The organism is Pseudoalteromonas sp. SG45-1, from assembly GCF_014164135.1.
In the GTDB taxonomy this organism is placed as follows: Bacteria; Pseudomonadota; Gammaproteobacteria; order Enterobacterales; family Alteromonadaceae; genus Pseudoalteromonas; species Pseudoalteromonas distincta.
The window spans coordinates 13,228-31,399 of record NZ_JACJEP010000032.1 but is presented as its reverse complement, the minus strand read 5'-3'; the positions used below and the strand labels follow the sequence as shown (position 1 = coordinate 31,399).

General features: G+C 38.3%; 14 protein-coding genes. 6 read left to right on the top strand and 8 right to left on the bottom strand.

Annotated features, from left to right (window positions below; all coding sequences use genetic code 11):
* Window positions 1-49: 49 nt before the first annotated feature.
* From H5117_RS18515 to H5117_RS18505, 3 genes are all read left to right on the top strand, one after another.
* On the top strand, window positions 50-637 hold the full coding sequence (locus tag H5117_RS18515) for a hypothetical protein (protein WP_024596834.1): 588 nt from the start codon (window positions 50-52) through the stop codon (window positions 635-637).
* Window positions 638-735: 98 nt separating this feature from the next.
* Window positions 736-1,650 carry a zinc dependent phospholipase C family protein gene (locus H5117_RS18510; protein WP_182738844.1) on the top strand — a complete coding sequence of 305 codons (915 nt, stop codon included), beginning with the start codon at window positions 736-738 and terminating at the stop codon, window positions 1,648-1,650.
* Window position 1,651: 1 nt separating this feature from the next.
* Window positions 1,652-2,050, top strand: coding sequence for a hypothetical protein (locus H5117_RS18505; RefSeq protein WP_165724314.1), 399 nt, complete (start codon window positions 1,652-1,654; stop codon window positions 2,048-2,050).
* A 23-nt stretch (window positions 2,051-2,073) separates the two neighbouring features.
* Here the strand turns inward: H5117_RS18505 and H5117_RS18500 are convergent, their stop codons facing one another.
* Both H5117_RS18500 and H5117_RS18495 read right to left on the bottom strand, forming a co-directional pair.
* Window positions 2,074-4,344 carry an EAL domain-containing protein gene (locus H5117_RS18500; protein ID WP_182738843.1) on the bottom strand — a complete coding sequence of 757 codons (2,271 nt, stop codon included), beginning with the start codon at window positions 4,342-4,344 and terminating at the stop codon, window positions 2,074-2,076.
* A gap of 126 nt (window positions 4,345-4,470) precedes the next feature.
* Window positions 4,471-7,320, bottom strand: coding sequence for a UvrD-helicase domain-containing protein (locus H5117_RS18495; RefSeq protein WP_182738842.1), 2,850 nt, complete (start codon window positions 7,318-7,320; stop codon window positions 4,471-4,473).
* A gap of 271 nt (window positions 7,321-7,591) precedes the next feature.
* On the opposite strand from H5117_RS18495, the gene H5117_RS18490 reads away from it, so the two are divergent.
* From H5117_RS18490 to H5117_RS18480, 3 genes are all read left to right on the top strand, one after another.
* Window positions 7,592-8,329, top strand: a complete 738-nt coding sequence (locus tag H5117_RS18490) for a hypothetical protein (RefSeq protein ID WP_182738841.1) — start codon at window positions 7,592-7,594, stop codon at window positions 8,327-8,329.
* 114 nt (window positions 8,330-8,443) lie between these two features.
* A complete protein-coding gene (locus tag H5117_RS18485; RefSeq protein WP_182738840.1) occupies window positions 8,444-9,358 on the top strand; it encodes a M14 family metallocarboxypeptidase in 915 nt (304 codons plus the stop codon).
* A gap of 73 nt (window positions 9,359-9,431) precedes the next feature.
* Window positions 9,432-9,842, top strand: a complete 411-nt coding sequence (locus H5117_RS18480; protein ID WP_182693656.1) for a hypothetical protein — start codon at window positions 9,432-9,434, stop codon at window positions 9,840-9,842.
* A gap of 42 nt (window positions 9,843-9,884) precedes the next feature.
* On the opposite strand, the gene ccoG is transcribed toward H5117_RS18480, so the two are convergent.
* The 6 genes from ccoG to H5117_RS18450 form a co-directional block, all read right to left on the bottom strand.
* Window positions 9,885-11,267, bottom strand: a complete 1,383-nt coding sequence (ccoG, locus tag H5117_RS18475) for a cytochrome c oxidase accessory protein CcoG (RefSeq protein WP_182738839.1) — start codon at window positions 11,265-11,267, stop codon at window positions 9,885-9,887.
* A gap of 146 nt (window positions 11,268-11,413) precedes the next feature.
* Window positions 11,414-12,832: a sigma-54-dependent Fis family transcriptional regulator gene (locus tag H5117_RS18470; protein ID WP_182696238.1), complete on the bottom strand. Its 1,419-nt coding sequence runs from the start codon at window positions 12,830-12,832 to the stop codon at window positions 11,414-11,416.
* A gap of 93 nt (window positions 12,833-12,925) precedes the next feature.
* Entirely contained in the window at window positions 12,926-14,230 is a 1,305-nt protein-coding gene (locus H5117_RS18465; RefSeq protein WP_182696239.1) for an AarF/ABC1/UbiB kinase family protein, read from the bottom strand.
* A 68-nt stretch (window positions 14,231-14,298) separates the two neighbouring features.
* A complete protein-coding gene (locus H5117_RS18460) occupies window positions 14,299-14,853 on the bottom strand; it encodes a DUF1439 domain-containing protein (RefSeq protein ID WP_002960677.1) in 555 nt (184 codons plus the stop codon).
* A gap of 366 nt (window positions 14,854-15,219) precedes the next feature.
* Window positions 15,220-17,901, bottom strand: coding sequence for a DUF349 domain-containing protein (locus tag H5117_RS18455; RefSeq protein WP_182738838.1), 2,682 nt, complete (start codon window positions 17,899-17,901; stop codon window positions 15,220-15,222).
* Window positions 17,891-18,172, bottom strand: coding sequence for a YeaC family protein (locus tag H5117_RS18450; protein WP_007378333.1), 282 nt, complete (start codon window positions 18,170-18,172; stop codon window positions 17,891-17,893). Before H5117_RS18450 ends, H5117_RS18455 begins: the two co-directional genes overlap by 11 nt.

The window sequence follows — 18,172 nt, the reverse complement described above, 5'->3', positions numbered from 1 at the left end:
CATTGTTTAAATTACGGTGGTGAATTATTTTATGTAACTGGGGTGAAATATGGACTTTTCTAATGAAGAGATAAATTTTTTTGCTGAGTTATTTAAGCCCAATACAAAGTCACATGCTCACAACAGTCACGTTTTAACGTTACAAAGTTCAGTACCAGCCAATATTGCTCACTTACTTAGTAGCGCTAATTTAACCCTGCTCGCAGAGGTTGCACACTATCAGTTATGGTTTCCGTTAGACTTGAAAATTGATAGCGCCGGTATAATCAAACCGATTTTAACCGCCCCCGAAGTAATAGACACACAAGGCACACTGCGCAGTTGGCGCTGGAGTGAGCTAAATATTAAAAGCCAAGGGTTTAAAATTGAATCAATATCAAACACGGGGATGTTTTTAAAACCCCTCAGAAAAGGTAACCATTTAAATAAGTCGCAGCACATGGAATTTATTTTACCTAACAAACAAAGTATTTCGATGGAAATAGAACCCGTAAGGCAAAGCACGCAAGGTATAGCCGCTAAAATAACGCAAATTCATAGCGGTCAAGAGCAATTAAGAGCTTACCTATTTGAAGAACATAAGCGTCAACATGCTAAATTATACGAGAATGGCCAATTAGTTGAGCAGCTAATTTAATAGGTGTTTACTCCGATATACTTGCATTTAGTTGGCTTTATTTAACCCCCTCTCAATGTTAATCTGTACCCTTATTAATAAATCATAAGGATATGACAATGCCAGGTGCTTTTGCGCACATCACTGCTGTTAATATTGCAACGCAAACCAAGTCACTCGCTAAAATGGATATGCCTAAAAAAGCAAAGCTTATTTTAAGCCAACGCCAAGCATACCTTGAACTAGGCTGTGTAGCCCCCGATTATCCTTACTTAGCTGTAGCGCAGCCTGGCCAAAATGCGTGGGCCGACCTAATGCACTATGAGCACACAGGCGATTTACTTAAAGCCATGATTGAACACTGTAAAACACTTGAAGGTGAAGCATTTGAGAAATGTTTTGCCTGGTTATGCGGTTATATGGCCCATGTTGCTGCAGATATAACAGTGCATCCGGTTGTTGAATTAAAAGTAGGCCCTTACGCGCAAAACCAAACGGCGCACCGTACCTGCGAAATGAATCAAGACGCGTTTATTTGGCAACGTTTAAACTTAGGTGAGTTAGGTTATGCTGACCGCGTGCAACAAAATATTGGATCTTGTACTAACAAAGACGATAATTTTGATACCGATATTGCAAAAATTTGGCGACATGCTTTATTAACGGTTCACCCAAGCTACGCAGCACAACACGCTCCTAACTTTAATTCATGGCATAACGGTTTTCAGCTTGTAGTAAATAATGTTGAAGAAAGCTATCGATTATTTGCCTGTGCACGCCATGTTGCTGCTGATTTAGGCTTGTTTTATCCTCGCCCAAACGAAGTAGACCCCACTTTTATTGAACATCTAAAAACGCCGCACGAGCCTATGCATTACAACGATATTTTTGACTTTGCCGTTAGTAACATTCAGCACTACATAACCATTATTGCCAATGCCGTATTTTTAGATACTGATTACAGTGCAATTAAAAATTGGAACCTAGATACAGGCTACGATGAACACAACACGATGACGGTATGGAGCAAATAAAATGAAACACTTACTTTATATAAGCCTCATAGTATTACTTAGCGGTTGCTACACTCCTAAAAAAAACAATCCAGAAGTGATGGCCGACTTAGCCTCACAATTAAAAGATATTGCTACAGCCGTTGATGGCACACTAAAATTTAGTGAAACACCCTATTCAACAACTGATGAATTGTTAAAAGCCGCTGTTAATAACGATTTAAGCAAACTTGCACCTTTTGGGAAATACACGCTTATCGTGAACGTACAAGATGATAACGCAGTGCTACTTTTATGTGATGCCAATACTGCTTTAATTGAAGATGCAGGCTGTACTGCTCAATCAGATATACAGCATTGGGGAGCAGGAGTTATTCATCAGTGTGAAATAACTATAAACGCCCAACAGCTCTGTAATTAGGTAATAAAATACCTGCTATACATTTAAAGTTGAGCCGTCATCTCTTTGGGGTTAAACACTAAGCCATGGCGGCTAACATGCTCTGCAAAATTTTCGGCTGACATTGGTTTCGCAAAGTAAAAGCCCTGAAATTCTTTACACCCCATTTGCGCCATTATTGCTACTTGCTCTTGGGTTTCTACTCCTTCGGCTACACACTTAATATCAAGCTCTTCACACATAACGTGCACCGCTTTAACTAAACTTTTTTGACGCGTAGAACTTGTTACTTGGCTGATTAATGAGCGATCTAACTTAAGTTTGTTAATAGGGTAATCGGCAAGGCGTGCAATATTAGAATACCCCACTCCAAAATCATCAACCGAAATAGTAAAACCCCACGATTGCAGTGTTTGCATAAGCTTTAGCGAATGCGCTTGGTTTGCCTCAAGAGAGGTTTCGGTCAGTTCTAACTCTATTTGAGTTGGCTTTACGTTGAAGTCGGCAAGGTATTTAACCAGTTTTGACATAAAATCGGTTTGGCTAAAATCAATTAGAGATATATTTATTGCCACCGGCACACTCGGTAAACCCGCCTTAGTCCAATTGGAAATTTGAGCGCAGACTTTTTGAATAATCAGATCGGTTAACCTACTGACCATTCTGTATTCTTCGGCAATAGGAATAAATACCACTGGCGACACATTACCTAGTATAGGACTGTTCCAACGCGCTAAAGCTTCAAGCCCTATACATTTACCCGTTGCATCTACTTTAGGTTGATAGTGTACCGACAAATCGCCCTGCTGAAGCGCTTCATCTAATAACATCGAAATTTCGTATTTTTCGATAAAAGCTTGTGATTGTTTTTCGTTATAACCACTTAGAGGCATATTACAGTTTGCAACTTTAAGTGCTTCGCACGCATTGCTAAGTACTGTTGTGCTGTTTTTTCCGTGATCAGGATACTTTGCAAAACCAAATAAAAATGATTGCTGACACTTAGTGCCAAACACATTATAAGTTTTATCTAATGTATTTTTTATTTGCATTAATAGCTTATCTTCAAGCTCGTTTTGCGAGTTTGCGCCAATTATAAAAGCAAGCTTTCCTACTCCTATATGGGCACACAACAACGGCCCATCTGCCATCGCCTTTAAACGCTTGTACGCGTTAATAAGTAATGCTTGAGAGTCGGCTTTAGTGAGCTTTAAATTTAAGTATTCACTATTTGCACTTTGGGTAACAACGATAAAAAAACCTTTTTGGTATTTGCTTGTTAATCTGTCGCATTGCAGCTCAAACCATTCTCTATTAGGAAGTTTTGTTTGCGAGTCTCTAAAGCGTAAACGTTTATTTTCTTGTTCCATCATCGATAAATTTTGTTTAATGAGCTGTTCTTGCGTGCAATCGTAAAAGTCGTATACACGGTAGTTTGTACTCATTGTTATTTGTTGGTAGCAGGCTTTAAAATAGCTTTTTTTGTACTTCACAATTTTATTTTGAGCATTAGGGGCGTCAAAAACTAAAGTAGGAAATAAATGAGAAAGGTTAACGCATTCTTCTTTTAATTCTTTTTTTATACCAAACATATCAATAGCGTGTTGATTAAAATCAGTAATGACAAGATTTTCGTCAACAATAATTTTGGCTTTATTTGATTCGGTGAACAGGCTTCGATAAAGCTCATTTTTATCTTTAAGGTGTGTATTAGCGCTTATCATTGTTTTGTTTAAACGCTTAGCAGCCACAATTGTGCGTGCGACAGCAAGGGGAATACAAATGTTAAAAAATAAGAATATTAGCCCTGTAATGTATAAGCTGGCATCGGGAAGTTGCTGAGCAATGCCAGTTAAGCCCGATACATCAACGTTATTGATGATCATATAAAACGGTACAATATTTAATACGCCATAAGCAAGGGCTGTTCTATAACCAAGTAGCATAAGTGCGATTATTGGGCAGGAATACATATACATAGAGCCCACTTTAGCAAGTTCTAGGTCTGTTAAAAATAAGTTCATTGACACGCTAGCAGCTACAATGGCTATTAAAAGTACATGAGCGCTGAAGTGATAAAAACGCTTACTTGCTATAAGCAAACCGCATACGGTCGCAAAAAAACTGCTTGTTAATACAACAATATAAATTAAGTTAAACTCAATAGCGCTTGCGTACGTGTGGCACACCACAGCAAAACATAACACCATTACTAATGATAGAATAATGCGCAGTGCACTTACTCGCCAATTAGCAACCTGATCAGGGGCTGAATAGTGATCGTTTAATAAAAAGAACCTATTGAAAAAATGCATAATAAACAACAGTTAAAGCTCATTCTTCTATTAGACATTGATAACTTGTTAAAATCAATCAAATGAATATAATTTCTATTTACATTGTTCTATAAAATAGACAGGTGTAAACCTGCTCGTTAGCCATTAAACATTCATTTTTCGAGTGTTTTTACAGTTATCCTCTTTAAGCGCGAAACCACTGCACCCTAAAAATTCACCGTGCTTAGATTTACGTTTACGCATTTCGCGACCACACTTTTCACAAATTGGATGCTGCGTTTTACACTCTGTATTCACACATTGTGAATACGTGCTTTTATCAACTGATGGGCTACTACAGCTTTTACACACTCGTAGTTTAGTTTCGCAAATCTGCGTATTAGTACAGCTATAATAATCACCATACTGACCCGTTTTTGGCACAATTAATCCGTCGCTGCACGTATTACACTCTCTTTGCTTTAGTTGCGACTTGTTAAACAACGTGGAGCCGATTTGAATAGGATAATCGTCATTTACTAGTTCTTTTACAAACGCTGAGCATGCATAAGGGTCTGCAATTAAATACGCTTTATGTTTTGCGCGCGTAATACCTACATAAAGCAAACGCCTTTCTTCTGAGTGAGTGAATTCATCTTGCACTGGTAATAACGACTCCACCAGGACGTTATTTTGATTATCGCTAGGAAACCCTAATTTACCTTGTTCAAAACCAATAATAATACAGTAATCGGCTTCAAGCCCCTTAGCGCTATGCAATGTCCAAAAATAAAGAGGGTTTGTATGCTTTTTATCTTTTAAATGCTGCTGCACGCTATTTAACATGTATCGGTATCGACTAAGTATGGCAATGCTCGCTGATGCATCGTTTTTTTGAATAGTGCTTATGCTCTGCTGTACTTTTATTTCTATCGATTTAGTGCCTTGGTATAAATCGTCTAACAAAATAACTTGTGGTGTGGTTACTTGCGTATGTGTGCTGATCTGCTTTTTATATTGCTCAGGGTTTTGCATTACAAAGCGCCCCGCTACATCACTAATACTATTGTTATATCTAAATGTTTTTTGCAACATAGTAAGTGAGTGGCTGCCCACTAATTCATTAAAGCGTGTAGTAAGCGCTAAATTACCACCCGAGAACCGATAAATTGCTTGCCAGTCATCACCTACCGCAGTAAAGCGTATTCCTTTGCCATATTTTAATATGGCATTTAAAAAAACCATACGCGCACTTGATATATCTTGAAACTCATCAACTAAAATGTGGCTCCATGGAATATTAAAATCTCCGCTTACTATCGCCTTTGTTGCTTGAATAATCATGTCGTCAAAATCAATGGCATTTTGCGTGCTTAGTTCATTTATATAAGCGTCATGAATTTGCACTAACAAGTTTGCATATTGTTGATAGTTTTTAATACCACTTTGCTTGATGCGCTGCGCTATTTGCTTATTACTTAGTTGCTCCACTCGAATAGCTTGTAAGCATTTTATGTACTTATCAATGCCTTGCTGTAACTGTCCTGAGTTATTTAAAGTATGAAATATTTCGTCGTTACTTAAAGGTGTTAATTCAACATTATGCTGCTTTAATTGTTTAGCGAGAGTTTGCTCTAGCTTTCCTTCTACCCAGTTGTAATGAAAGGTTTCGAGTAAAGTGGTGCCATTTTGTTTATGTAACTTACGCTTAAATGCAATTTGCTCGTTATAGTGTTTTTTATCTATATCGGCACGAGTATTCCCTTGCCTATCAATGCCAAAGTGCTCTAAGTAAATATCGTATTGAGGTATATAAAAGTCTGGTTGGTATTGCCCACTTAGCTCTGCGCCTTGATTAAAGTGATAATTCACCTCATAACTGTGCGCCACGCAATTCAAATGTAGCCAGTTTGAAATAAGCACTTCCTGATAACTTTTTACTTTATGACCCGCAAGGCTACGGTATTCGTTATCGCGTACGTACCGCTCGTACTGTGCATTATCTTTAAAGCTAAATATATCAATCGGCTCATGGAGTAAATCTACAAATGCTTTTAAAAACTGTGGCTCGGTTTGTATTTTTTTACTTACCCACCCAGTTAACCAACTATTTAATTGAACTGGGTCGGTTGCAAATTTTGACAATTCGATTGGCTTTTTAGCACTTTGTAATAATTTAAGCCCAAGCGCATGAAACGTTAAAATAGTGGGTGCTTTGGTATGCAATTTTGCATACGTGGCGCGTTTAATAAAGCGCTCTTTAAGCTCATTTGCTGCTGTTTTATTATAGGCCAGCACCAAAATTTGCTCAGGCTTGGCAATATCACACGCTATTAGATCTAACGATTTTGCGACCATCACAGATGTTTTACCTGTGCCTGCTGCCGCTAATACTAGGTTTTTATCGTTATCGCGTATAACCGCTAAGCGCTGCTCTGTTGTTAATGGATTTGACTCTACTTGATTAAAAAAGTCATTTTTAAGAGTTAGCTGTTTTTTTTCATATTTATGGCGCAGCTGTGCGATTGCATCGTGAGTATTGGGTGTGGAGCTCAGTATATTTAAAAATTTAATACTGCTTGGCGATAAGTGTTGTTGCCATGTATTTGTACTTTGAGCGTATTGTTTAGCAAGTAAAAATACATCGTTATTAAGTATTTTCATGGAACTATCACGTAAAAACTCATCTAAAGCATAACGCTTTAGCAAAGCCTTGGCGTTATTTACTTTTTGCTCAAGCATGGCTGAAAATTGCGTATTAAGGGCGGTATTTAAAGACTTAGCTTGTGCTTTGTTTAAAAAGCTAATTGATGTATTGCTACTATCGCACAAATTAATTTTGGCGCTAAATAAACGATTTTTAAGTATTGAGTAATTATCAAAGTCTTTAATTAAAAATGTCCGTGCGGGAGCACTTCTAAAATGCACAACAAGGCGCTCTTGCTCAATAGTTACGTGTTTAATACGGGTAAAAAAACGGCCTAGCCAACTTGGAGTAGCAATATACTGCGCCATAATACTCAATATGAAGATATGCTTTGACTTGATTGTAACATACTCTTTTATATTGCATTTAACGCTAAATAGTAGTCATTTATAAAGCAACCTCTTAGCAGGCTGACTTTTAAAACTTAATGTTATCATTTTACTCACAACCATTAACAATTTTAAACATTTACAGATAGTGTGTTGTGTAACAATGCACAAATACACTTAATATATTTACCAGGTATATCCGCAATTAAACAATTACTTATAGCTAATTCAGTGGTTAAAAGGAGCTAACATGCTTAAAAAGTGCATTACCACAACTGCTTTAATTTTATTATTATGCGCCTGTACAACAGAAACAGAGTCGAATTTAGTAAAAACAAAAGGAATTTGGGCAGGCTTTGAACTGATTTCTGACGGTAACCGCACGCGTGTTAACGCAGAGCTAAATGCGGGAGATGCTAATGGCTCAAACATTATTTTAAGCGATAGCGACTCATTGCAAGCTGTTGTTAATAACACTGCTATTGTACTTACAAAAGATACCGACTTTTTAGACGTTGATTACCAAGCGTATATAAATGCTACTGATGATAACCAACAGTTTGATATAAAATTTAAACGAGACGATGGCATAAATGCGAATTCAGGTGTGGAACTACCTTTAAATTTTATTATTTTAACCCCGAGTAACAACCAAACTTTTAGTATTAATAGTCCCCTTACAGTTCAGTTAGATGGCACTGATCCCAATAGTACTAGTCAAGTAGAACTTAGCAGTAGCTGCACTAACAATAATAATGAAACACTTTTACAATCAATGCTTTTTGCGCTTGGCACTTCGCGCCTTGAAATAGATTTGCAAAGCTTAGATATGTTTAGCAGCTCGCAAGTAGATCAAAGTAAAACGTGTAGTTTAACAGTTAGTGTAAAGCGTGAACGACTAGGTAGTATTTCGGGTGAGTTCGCAAACCAAAGTTATATTAAAGCCCAGCAATCACGCGCTATTAAAAATATGACTTTAACGTTTTAATTTGCACGCTAATTTACTCAGCGTTAAGCTACGCCTTTATTAAGTAATTTTACCAATTGTAATTGCCCTCCTTATTTATAGGAGAACAAATAACAGTTGATATAAAGGTTTATTATGACTAACAGCACATACCCTATTGGCACACTAGGCAAAAAATGGAATAACAACGATAAAGCCCAGTGGTTAGCACGCCAAAACATTAAACGCAGTTACCAAAACGAAGTCGTAACGCTAATTAATGACCTTAAAAGCACCTTAGATATAGAGCAATACGGCGAGCTTAATTACGCCGCTGGTACTTACCCATTATATATATTAAAAACGCCTAACTTTAATGCCAATAAACCAACTGTTTTAATCACAGGTGGTGTACATGGCTACGAAACCAGTGGCGTACATGGCGCACTTAGATTTGCTAAAACATCTGCTATGCAACACTCAGAGCAGTTTAATATTGTTGTTGCGCCCTGTATTAGCCCTTGGGGATATGAAACTATAAACCGCTGGAACCCTGATGCTATTGATCCTAACCGCTCATTTTACGAAGGCAGCCCAGCACAAGAGTCAGCAGCTATTATGGCGTTTGTAAAATCACTCAATGTAGACTTAGTTGCTCATATTGATTTACACGAAACAACCGACAGCGATAACAGTGAATTTAGACCCGCACTTGCTGCCCGTGAAGGCACAACAAACACTAATTGGAACATACCTGATGGGTTTTATTTAGTGGCCGATACCAATAAGCCTGAGCCTGAATTTCAAAAAGTAATTATCGAAGATGTAGCAAAGGTCACGCACATTGCACCGAGTGATGAAAATAACCAGCTAATAGGCGTCCCTCAAGAGCAATTTGGCGTTATTAATTACGCAGCACGCGATTTAGGTTTGTGTATGGGCTTTACAGATGCACCCTATGTAACCACAACAGAGGTATACCCTGATAGTCCAACAGCCACAGATGAAGAATGTATTTTGGCGCAAGTAGCGGTTATTAAAAGCGCCCTTAACTATATTAAAGCACTTTAATAAGTTTGCAGCCGCTTGTACCCTATTGGCTGCTAAACTAAATTTAGATAAAAAGCTAATTTAGGAGGTATTAATGGAATACAAAAATGAAAACGGACACGTTAATTTATCGCTTGAAAATAATATAGTTATTGCACAATTTAGCGGAAACCTAGAACTTGAGCTTTTAAGTAATTTTAAAACAGCGCTTTTTGAAACCATTCAATCATTTAAAGGCGAGAAATGGGGTTATATAAGTGACTCATCAAACGTTGTAGCTGCAACCCCACAGGCCGAGCAAGAAATGGTAGCCATAAGCCACAGCATGCAGCAAAACAACTGTTTAATTAGCGCGTTTGTGCTTACATCACCTATTGCTATAAGCCAAATGCAACGAATAATGCAAAACGCCAAAAGAGACGTTACTTTCAAAGATTGTCTTTTTGATAATCTAGAATCTGCAAAGCATTTTATTTTAAATGAATTAAACAATGACTTGAGCTAGGTAGAGCTCAAGTCGTTGTTTATATAGAGCTTATATACTGTACTAATTTTTATAAAATTGGCTGTCTTTGGTTATAGTAATGCTGGCATCTTCTTGCGCTGTTACTATAAATTGTAACTTACTCACTTTGTGCGCAATATTGTAACCATCGGCTGTTACAGTAACGGGGACTCTTTTCATTGCACCTGGCTGTATAAGTGTAGAACTTGGACTTGAGAGTGTTGCTTCTGGCAAGCCCTCTATGGCAATACTGTAATGCAGTGCTTGCTGCGTTTTATTAATAATAGTAAGTGTATAAGGGTTTTCTACCAAGCCCTCGTAGTTCACTCTATAAAGCGCATTCCTATCGCGTAGTACTGAGGCTTCTATTGGTGTGCGTTGCAGCATCCATGCAAACATAGAAATGATTAACAAAGCCGTTAATGCGCCGTATCCTATTAGTTTTAATCTAAATGGATTGGTTTTTTTGCCTTCCATTTGTTTTTCGCTGGCGTATTTAATTAAGCCTTTTTGATAACCAAATTTCTCCATGGTATCGTCGCAAGCATCAATACATAAGCCACAGTTTATACATTCATATTGTAAGCCATTTCGAATGTCTATACCTGCAGGGCATACCTCTACACACAAGTTACAGTCTACACAGTCACCTAAGTTAAGCTCTTTTGGATCAGCTTTGCGTTTACGTGGCCCTCGGCTTTCACCGCGCGTGCTATCATAGGTTACAAGCAACGTATCTTTATCAAACATAACAGCCTGAAAACGAGAATACGGGCAAGCAATCGTGCACATTTTTTCGCGTAAAAACCCTGCATTACCGTAAGTGCAAAAAGCGAATAAAAACACCCAAAAGCTCGTAATACCTGACCATTCAAATGTAAGCATTTCCATATACAAACTTTTTGCTGGAATAAAATACGCCATAAACGAGGTGGCGGTTAAAACTGAAATAATAATCCACGCACTGTGCTTAGTTATTTTTTTGCGCCAAGTACTTAGCGTCCACTGAGATTTATCTAATTTAATTCGCTGATTTCGAGTGCCTTCTATGCGCTGCTCTACCCACGAAAACATGAGCATCCATATTGTTTGCGGGCAGGTATAACCACACCAAACCCGACCAAGCCAGTTGGTTACAAAAAATAACGCAAAAGCCCCCACCATGAATAGCAGGGCTAAAATCATAAAATCTTGAGGAAGGAGTGTTAAACCAAAAATAGTAAAGGTTTGCGTTGCCACATTAAGCAGCACAGCTTGTTGACCGTTATATTGGATCCACGGTATTGCAATAAAAGTGAGCATTAGCAGCCAACCTAAATTACGGCGTATGCGCTGAAAAAATCCTTTTTGCTCGCGGATATAAATTGGCCCTTCTGTGTTATAGGGCTTAATGATCATGTCTTCTTCTTTAATATCAAACTTCATAGTACTTGCTTCATAATGACGGGTGTTACGCAAGCATTTGCAACTTTCAGACCAAGCTGAAACTTAAATTACTTCATTGATATTAAAGAAATTATTTCAAAAAAATAAAAAGCAACCTCGCGATATAAAGCGTACTTCGCGATATATCACGAATTTTTAGCGATCCCTAACTTTCGCATTTTTGAGCGTAGTGTACTCTCAGGTAAGCCCAATTTAACTGCCGCTCCTTTATCACCTGATATTTGCCAGTGCGATAACGCGAGAACAGAGGTTATATGCTGCTTTTGCGCTTCATCGAGCGTAAGTGAAGGATTAATAACAACTTCACCACCCGCTTGCAAAGGCTGACTTAGCTGAAGTACCGCTTGATTAGATAAAATAGCTTCACGTTCAAGTACATTTTGCAGCTCTCTAATATTGCCTGGCCAATCGTAAGCCTGCAGCTGCGTAATTGCTTTTTTACTTAGCCCTTTTAAGTTTTTCCCGAGCCGTTTATTTAGCTGCGCAATCAAATTAGCGCATAAATAAGGAATATCTTCTTTTCGATCTTTAAGGGCGGGTACTTTTATAGGAAATACATTGAGCCGATAATACAAATCAATTCTAAACGTGCCTTTTTGTACCATTTCCCACAAGTCGCGATTAGTCGCTGCAATTACTCTAATGTTTACTTTTAGCGTGTTGCTGCCACCCACACGCTCAAACTCTTGTTCTTGCAGGACTCTCAGTAATTTACTTTGCGCCTCAAGTGGAAGCTCTGCTATCTCATCTAAAAACAAGGTGCCTTTATCAGCAAGTTCAAAGCGCCCTTTACGGCGGTCATTGGCACCTGTAAACGCGCCCTTTTCATGACCAAACAATTCCGATTCTAGCAAGCTTGGGGTAAATGCGGCGCAATTTACTTTTATAAAAGCTTGTTCGCTACGCTTGCTTAGTCGATACAAATTACGGGCTACTAATTCTTTACCCGTGCCATTTTCGCCAAGTATAAGCACTGTGCTGTCGGTTTCACTTACCAGTTTTATTTGATCTAACATGGTTTGAAATATATGGCTTTGTCCAACTAGCCCTGAGTCTTGCCAGTCTTCGTTGAGCTCTGCAATTAAGTAGTTGTTTTCATCTTTTAGCTGCTCACTTAAGTGCTTTACTTGAGTAAGTGCCTCTTGCAGTGCATTTTGTGTTTGCTGTTGCAGTGATATATCGCGAAATACCGCTACAGCACCAATTAACTTATCATTTTGATAAACCGGTGTTGAAGTGTATTGAACTGCAAATGAGCTACCGTCTTTACGCCAAAAAACTTCATTTTTAACTTCACGACGCTTTCCGTCAAACATGGTGCAGTAAATTTGGCATTCATCTGCGGGATAAGGTGTGCCATCAGCATGAGTATGGTGATGATATTGGTGTATTTTTTTACCTAATAGTTCCTCAGCGCACCAACCTGTCATGCGCTCAGCGGCAGGATTAACAAACACCGCATTACCCGATAGGTCAAAACCGTATATGCCCTCACCTACTGCGTTTAGCAATAATTTAGGATCGTTTAAAAATTGTTTTATCATAAATACACCTCGCGAAATATCGCGAGCATTATGACAATTTTATACGCTAAGTGCACTCATTACTTAAAGTGCACTTACGCGTAAGTTAAAACGCTATAAATAGTGCTTAAATAACGTTTTTACATCTATTTTTGCACCTAGCCTTGCGGCTATTAAATAAAGTCCTGCAAGTTTTCGGTGAATAAATAACGCATCAACGGGCGGTGTATGCCATTGTTGAGATTGCGCACTAAGGGCAAGCCCTGCATTTTTAATTTTGAGCGCGAGTTCGCTATTTTTAAAATCAAATTCCCCTTCTGCTCTTAGTGGCTCGCACGCCATTAAAAATAAATCAATGACGTTGTTTTTATACTCATCAACTAAGTCATTTTTAAAATAACCTATGTGTGATGCCGCTTTAAGTACACCTTCTCGGTTGTTTTCGCTACCCGCTTTAAATAAGGCTAAGTACGCTAAGCTAAGCTCGGTTGATATTTCTCGCGTTGCACCAAAATCAAATAAAACAATTTTTTGTGTATCAAGCTGATAATGAAAGTTGGCAAAGTTAGGGTCGGTTTGAATTAATTTAAATTCAAACATTTCTTTAAAAAACAAATCAATCAGTTGCTCTGCAACAAAGCTTTTTTGACTATCTGGTAGCTCTGTAATGCTCTCAATAGGTTCTGCTTTTATATACTCCATAGTTAGCACTTGTTGTGTGCTGTGCTCTGGATATACGTTGGGTACTTTAAAGTGGGGATTAGTTGCTAATGCATTTTTATAACGTATTAAGTACTGAGCCTCACGTTTATAATCAGCCTCAGCTAATAACTGTGCCTTAGCCTCACCAATAAGTGGTTTAATATTAAGATCTTTTGGCAATAATCGAGAAATCGTTAATAACGAAATAACGTTATCGACATCACTTACTACACTTTTAGCAATACCAGGATATTGAATTTTAACAGCAAGCTGATCGCCATTTTCTTTATAAGCTAAATGAACTTGCCCTATAGAAGCCGCTGCAAAAGGTCTTAATTCAATATGAGAAAAACGCGCTAGCCACTCATCCCCCCATTGCTCTTTTAACACTTCAACAAGCTGCTTATGAGGCATTGGATTCGCGTCTGAGCGCAGTAAAGCAAGTAACTGAGCCAATTCAGGACTAAGTAAATCACCGGCATCCATTGAAAGCAATTGCCCCAACTTCATTGCAGCGCCACGTAAATGAGATAGCTGTATAGCTAGTTTTTCAATGTTTTTAGGTTGTAGCAGTAAGCTTTTATTGTCCCAACCTTTACCTGTTAGCGCGCTCTTAGCGCCATCAACTAACATGTTGGTAGCAACACCTGTGGCAAGTGAGCCTAATTTTGCAAAGCGAGAAAGCCTAGAAGTGGGAACAGTACGAGGAGCCGCCATAATATTAAAACCTAATTAGCCTGAAAGTCAGGCTAATTAATACGTCTATTATAAGTAGGTAGATCTACTTATAGACGAGGTACTAGCTTAATTGCGCCTTCAACCACTTTCATATCAAGTGGAAGCTTACTAAGTAGCATCATTTTAGGGTCATCCATATTTAGAGTATAAACAGGGTTAACCGCTAAAAAAGCATTAATAACATCCATTGCTTGGCTATCAAGTGCACCTAAATTACCTTTGAAACCACCAGCATCAACACTCGAATCAAGTAATTTAATATTACGTAAAAATACCGCTTTTTTCTCACTGTCGTAAAATGGGCTACCTTCAATTTGTAGCTTTAAACGCACTGGGTATTTAAGTGCGAATGCATTAATTTCAGCGCTCGAATCGGCACCAAGCACAACAACATCGCGGTTATCAGGCCCAATATTTACACTTAAATCGTTTACATCAAACTGAACCGGCAAACCCATTAAGCTTACTTTTTCACTTAACTTTGGTAATTGCTTACCCAGTACAGACTCAACCTCAGAGTTAGTAAATGAATATACTGATATGCCTTGCGTGGTATTACAGGCAGTTAAAAATAACGCTGCAATAATAACTAAAATTCTCATGAGAACCCTTTTGTTTATGAATTAGTGATACATAAAAAAGCCGCTATTAAAGCGGCTTAGTAAAATAGTAACCAGCACATATTGTGCTGGTTCTAGGGAGTGTTGACCTTTGTGGATTGAAATTTGTTCAATCTAGGGTCGATTTAATCGCGGCGTGAGGTTTGTAACCTAGCGGGCTAAGTCAAAACCGAGCAACAAAGAGTTAATCGTCCCTAGAAAGAACCCAAAGGGCAGCGCATGTTTGGCATTTATGCTGCGTTATCGCCTATTTATGGGGAATAACCACACTACATAGACACTGCCTTGCCTAAATACCAAACAGTCTGCTGCAAATTCAACCACGAAAGGTCAACACCCCCTAGTGTATTAAGCTGCAAGTGTCGCTTTAAGTCGCGTTAGTGTGTCAGGTTCAACTGAACCGTCACTGAGCGCTAATAACTGTTTTAAATAATAGTTTAAATCAGCATGATCGCCACGATGTTTGTCATCTAGCATGGCTACTTGTTCTGCCATTCTAAGTGACTTATCGGTTGAACTTACGTTCGCTAGTATTTCCATACGAGTAATAAGTTGCTCTTTACTTAATGTTGTTTTAAGCGGTGCTTGATACTGACTTGGTAACGCTTCATTGTTTTCAAGTGCAGTAATTAATGCATCTAAATTAGCTTGCTCAGATTTACTTGTAAGCAATGCAAGTTTATCTTCAATAGCAGCTAGTAGCTTAGTAACCTTTGGCGCTAACGATCTAAATTGCGTGTACCCTTTCACTTTTGTTTCTAGGTCGTGCAACTGCGCTCTTTGATTAACATCACTAAGTGCTGCTTCAAGCTCAGCAAGTTCTGCAATTGCTTGTTTATCTGACTCGTTTTGCTCGAGTTTTTGCTGCTCAAACTCACTACTACGCTTAGTAAATGTTTCATCGTTATACTGACGAAACTTTTGCCATAACGCATTTTCAGCTTTTAAACCAGCAAAGCCAATGGTTTGCCATTGCTGCTGCATTTGCTTCAACTCTTGGCAGGCAGCGGCTAAATCATCGCTTTGTGATAATTGCTGCGCTTTTTCTACTAACTCATTTTTAAGTGCTGCATTACTTTTATGAAATGCGTTTAATAAAGCCAGTACTTGTTGTTGCTCATTTTTATAACGATCGTTTAGTGTACGGTATGTTTTAGGGTCAACTTTACCCACACTGCGCCACGCTTTATTTAAACGATTGTATTGGCTTTCATATTGTTTCCAATCAAAATCATCCTCAGCAGTTGGCTGTAAATGGAGCGCATGCATGTCGTTAATAATACTTTCACGCTGTGCTTTTGATGCTTCACGTTGCACTTCTTGCTCTGCGAAGTAACTACGGCAAGGCGCAAATAACAACTCGATTTGTTCATCAAACTGCACACCTTGTAGCTTTTCTTCATCTGTATCTAAACGACCTAACTCATTCCAGCGTTTACGTAGCGCTTTTACTTGCTCTGCGCGTTGTTGTGGGTCTGTACACTCTTCGCTTACTAATGCACTTACTTCTTCTAATAAAGCTTTACGCTTTGGTGCTGCAGCGTATTTTTGCCAATCTTTCGCATCTGCAAGTTGCGCTTCAAGGTCTGCTTTTATGTTCACAAGTGGCTGCTGATATTGCTCAGTAAGTGTATTAAATAACTCTTCAAAGCCTTTAAACACGCCAAAAGCAACATTAAAACGACCTTCTTCAATTAGGCGCTTAACATCACGAGCTTTGCGCTTTGCTTGGCTTTGGTTTTTTTCAAGTGGCTTAACTAGCTCATTCATTGATGCTAAAAATTGCTTTTTATGCCCATTTAACTGTGTTTTAAAGGTACTTTGCAGTGCGCCATCTAAAATATTCAAATGATTACGCGCTGCTTTAAAGCCATTATTAAATTCAGTTAGAGTTGCATCGTATTGTGCTAAATCCTCTGCTGGCTTAATTTCGCATAATGCTGCAAAAGCGAGTTTGTACTCTTTAATAGCCGTTGTTAGCTCGGGTAACTTAGCAACTTGAGTAAATAGTTTTTCTAACTTGCTTACAGCGAGTTTTGATTGTGCATTATTAGCAAGTTCTGTTTCGCTAATAGCTTGCTTAGCTTGCGCTACTTTTGCATCAAGCCAATCTTGTTGAATTTGCTCTGGAGTTTCAAGACCAAGCTGTAAGGCATTTTCAATTTCTTCACCTAAAGCTTCAAGTGTTGCAAGTGCTAATAATTGACGCTGTTGTTGCGCTAATTGCTGCTGCTCTTTGTCATGTACCGCTTTTAGCTGTTCAATGTGTGCATCTAACTTAGTGGTAATCGAAGTGTATTTTTCATCAAGAAGCTTTACACGTTCATCACTTAACCATTTGAGCTCAAGTGCTTGCCACTGGGCCATTAATTCGCCGGCTTGTGAATTTACAACACCAAAATCTGTTTTTTCACGTAAAGCATTTAACTTAGCTAAAATAACACGTGTTGAACTTTCAACCTGAAGTGGCATTTCAATTGCTAAACGCTCATTTTCAATATGCGTTTCAAGAGCTGTTTTTGCATCACCTTTTGCATGTTTTACTAATGGCTTAATTAATTGATGGGTAATAACAAGTTCAACTAACTGAGTTTGTAGCTCTTCGCTACCTTCTTTAAATGCTTTTTCTACTAATTTTGGATTTGCTAAACGTTTTAATAATTTAACGCGTACTTGCAGTTCTTTTTCTGCAAATGCTAACTTTTCGAGTGTTTTAACAGGTGCAAAACGCTCTATGTATTCACTTTTGATTTGCGCTGTTAGTGTACTTTCGCTATTTAAAACAGCATTAGATATTTGCAGCTCTGCTATATCTTTTAATGCTTGATCTTGTTTATACGCTTTCCACCATAGCGGCAAATTGTTTACCTTTTGCAGCGCTTTACGGCGAATTTCAGCTGAGCTATCTTCAAGTGCTAACGTGTTTAATATGGTTGCATCACGTTCAATGTCTAATTTTTCGATAGCATCAAGACGTACTTGTTGCTTTGGGTGTTTCCACTTAGGTGTAAAAAGGTGCTTAAAGATCATGTTCACTAAACCTAGCTATTTCGTTGTCTGATTTGAATTCTTTTTGTAGTTGAGCTTTTGTCTTTTGGATCATTTCACCATTAGCACCAATCGTAAATTGCTCGTTTGATTGAGCCACCTTTGCTTGATACAACATAACCAACTGCACTGTTTGTTGCTTTTGTTCATCTGATAAAACGGTACCGTCTGGCCACTTGCCAGTAGAAGCACCGTATTGTAAGCGTTCGAATAATTCGGGAGTAATATTTTGTACAAGATTGTCGATGTTCAT

Bases quoted from the DNA above. Each gene is read 5' to 3' on its own strand.
- H5117_RS18495 (WP_182738842.1), bottom strand. From the start codon at position 7,320: ATGGCGCAGTATATTGCTACTCCAAGTTGGCTAGGCCGTTTTTTTACC.
- H5117_RS18465 (WP_182696239.1), bottom strand. From the start codon at position 14,230: ATGGCGGCTCCTCGTACTGTTCCCACTTCTAGGCTTTCTCGCTTTGCA.
- H5117_RS18450 (WP_007378333.1), bottom strand. From the start codon at position 18,172: ATGAACATCGACAATCTTGTACAAAATATTACTCCCGAATTATTCGAA.
- H5117_RS18490 (WP_182738841.1), top strand. From the start codon at position 7,592: ATGCTTAAAAAGTGCATTACCACAACTGCTTTAATTTTATTATTATGC.
- H5117_RS18500 (WP_182738843.1), bottom strand. From the start codon at position 4,344: ATGCATTTTTTCAATAGGTTCTTTTTATTAAACGATCACTATTCAGCC.
- H5117_RS18505 (WP_165724314.1), top strand. From the start codon at position 1,652: ATGAAACACTTACTTTATATAAGCCTCATAGTATTACTTAGCGGTTGC.
- H5117_RS18480 (WP_182693656.1), top strand. From the start codon at position 9,432: ATGGAATACAAAAATGAAAACGGACACGTTAATTTATCGCTTGAAAAT.
- H5117_RS18455 (WP_182738838.1), bottom strand. From the start codon at position 17,901: ATGATCTTTAAGCACCTTTTTACACCTAAGTGGAAACACCCAAAGCAA.
- H5117_RS18485 (WP_182738840.1), top strand. From the start codon at position 8,444: ATGACTAACAGCACATACCCTATTGGCACACTAGGCAAAAAATGGAAT.
- H5117_RS18470 (WP_182696238.1), bottom strand. From the start codon at position 12,832: ATGATAAAACAATTTTTAAACGATCCTAAATTATTGCTAAACGCAGTA.
- H5117_RS18510 (WP_182738844.1), top strand. From the start codon at position 736: ATGCCAGGTGCTTTTGCGCACATCACTGCTGTTAATATTGCAACGCAA.
- H5117_RS18460 (WP_002960677.1), bottom strand. From the start codon at position 14,853: ATGAGAATTTTAGTTATTATTGCAGCGTTATTTTTAACTGCCTGTAAT.
- H5117_RS18515 (WP_024596834.1), top strand. From the start codon at position 50: ATGGACTTTTCTAATGAAGAGATAAATTTTTTTGCTGAGTTATTTAAG.
- ccoG (WP_182738839.1), bottom strand. From the start codon at position 11,267: ATGAAGTTTGATATTAAAGAAGAAGACATGATCATTAAGCCCTATAAC.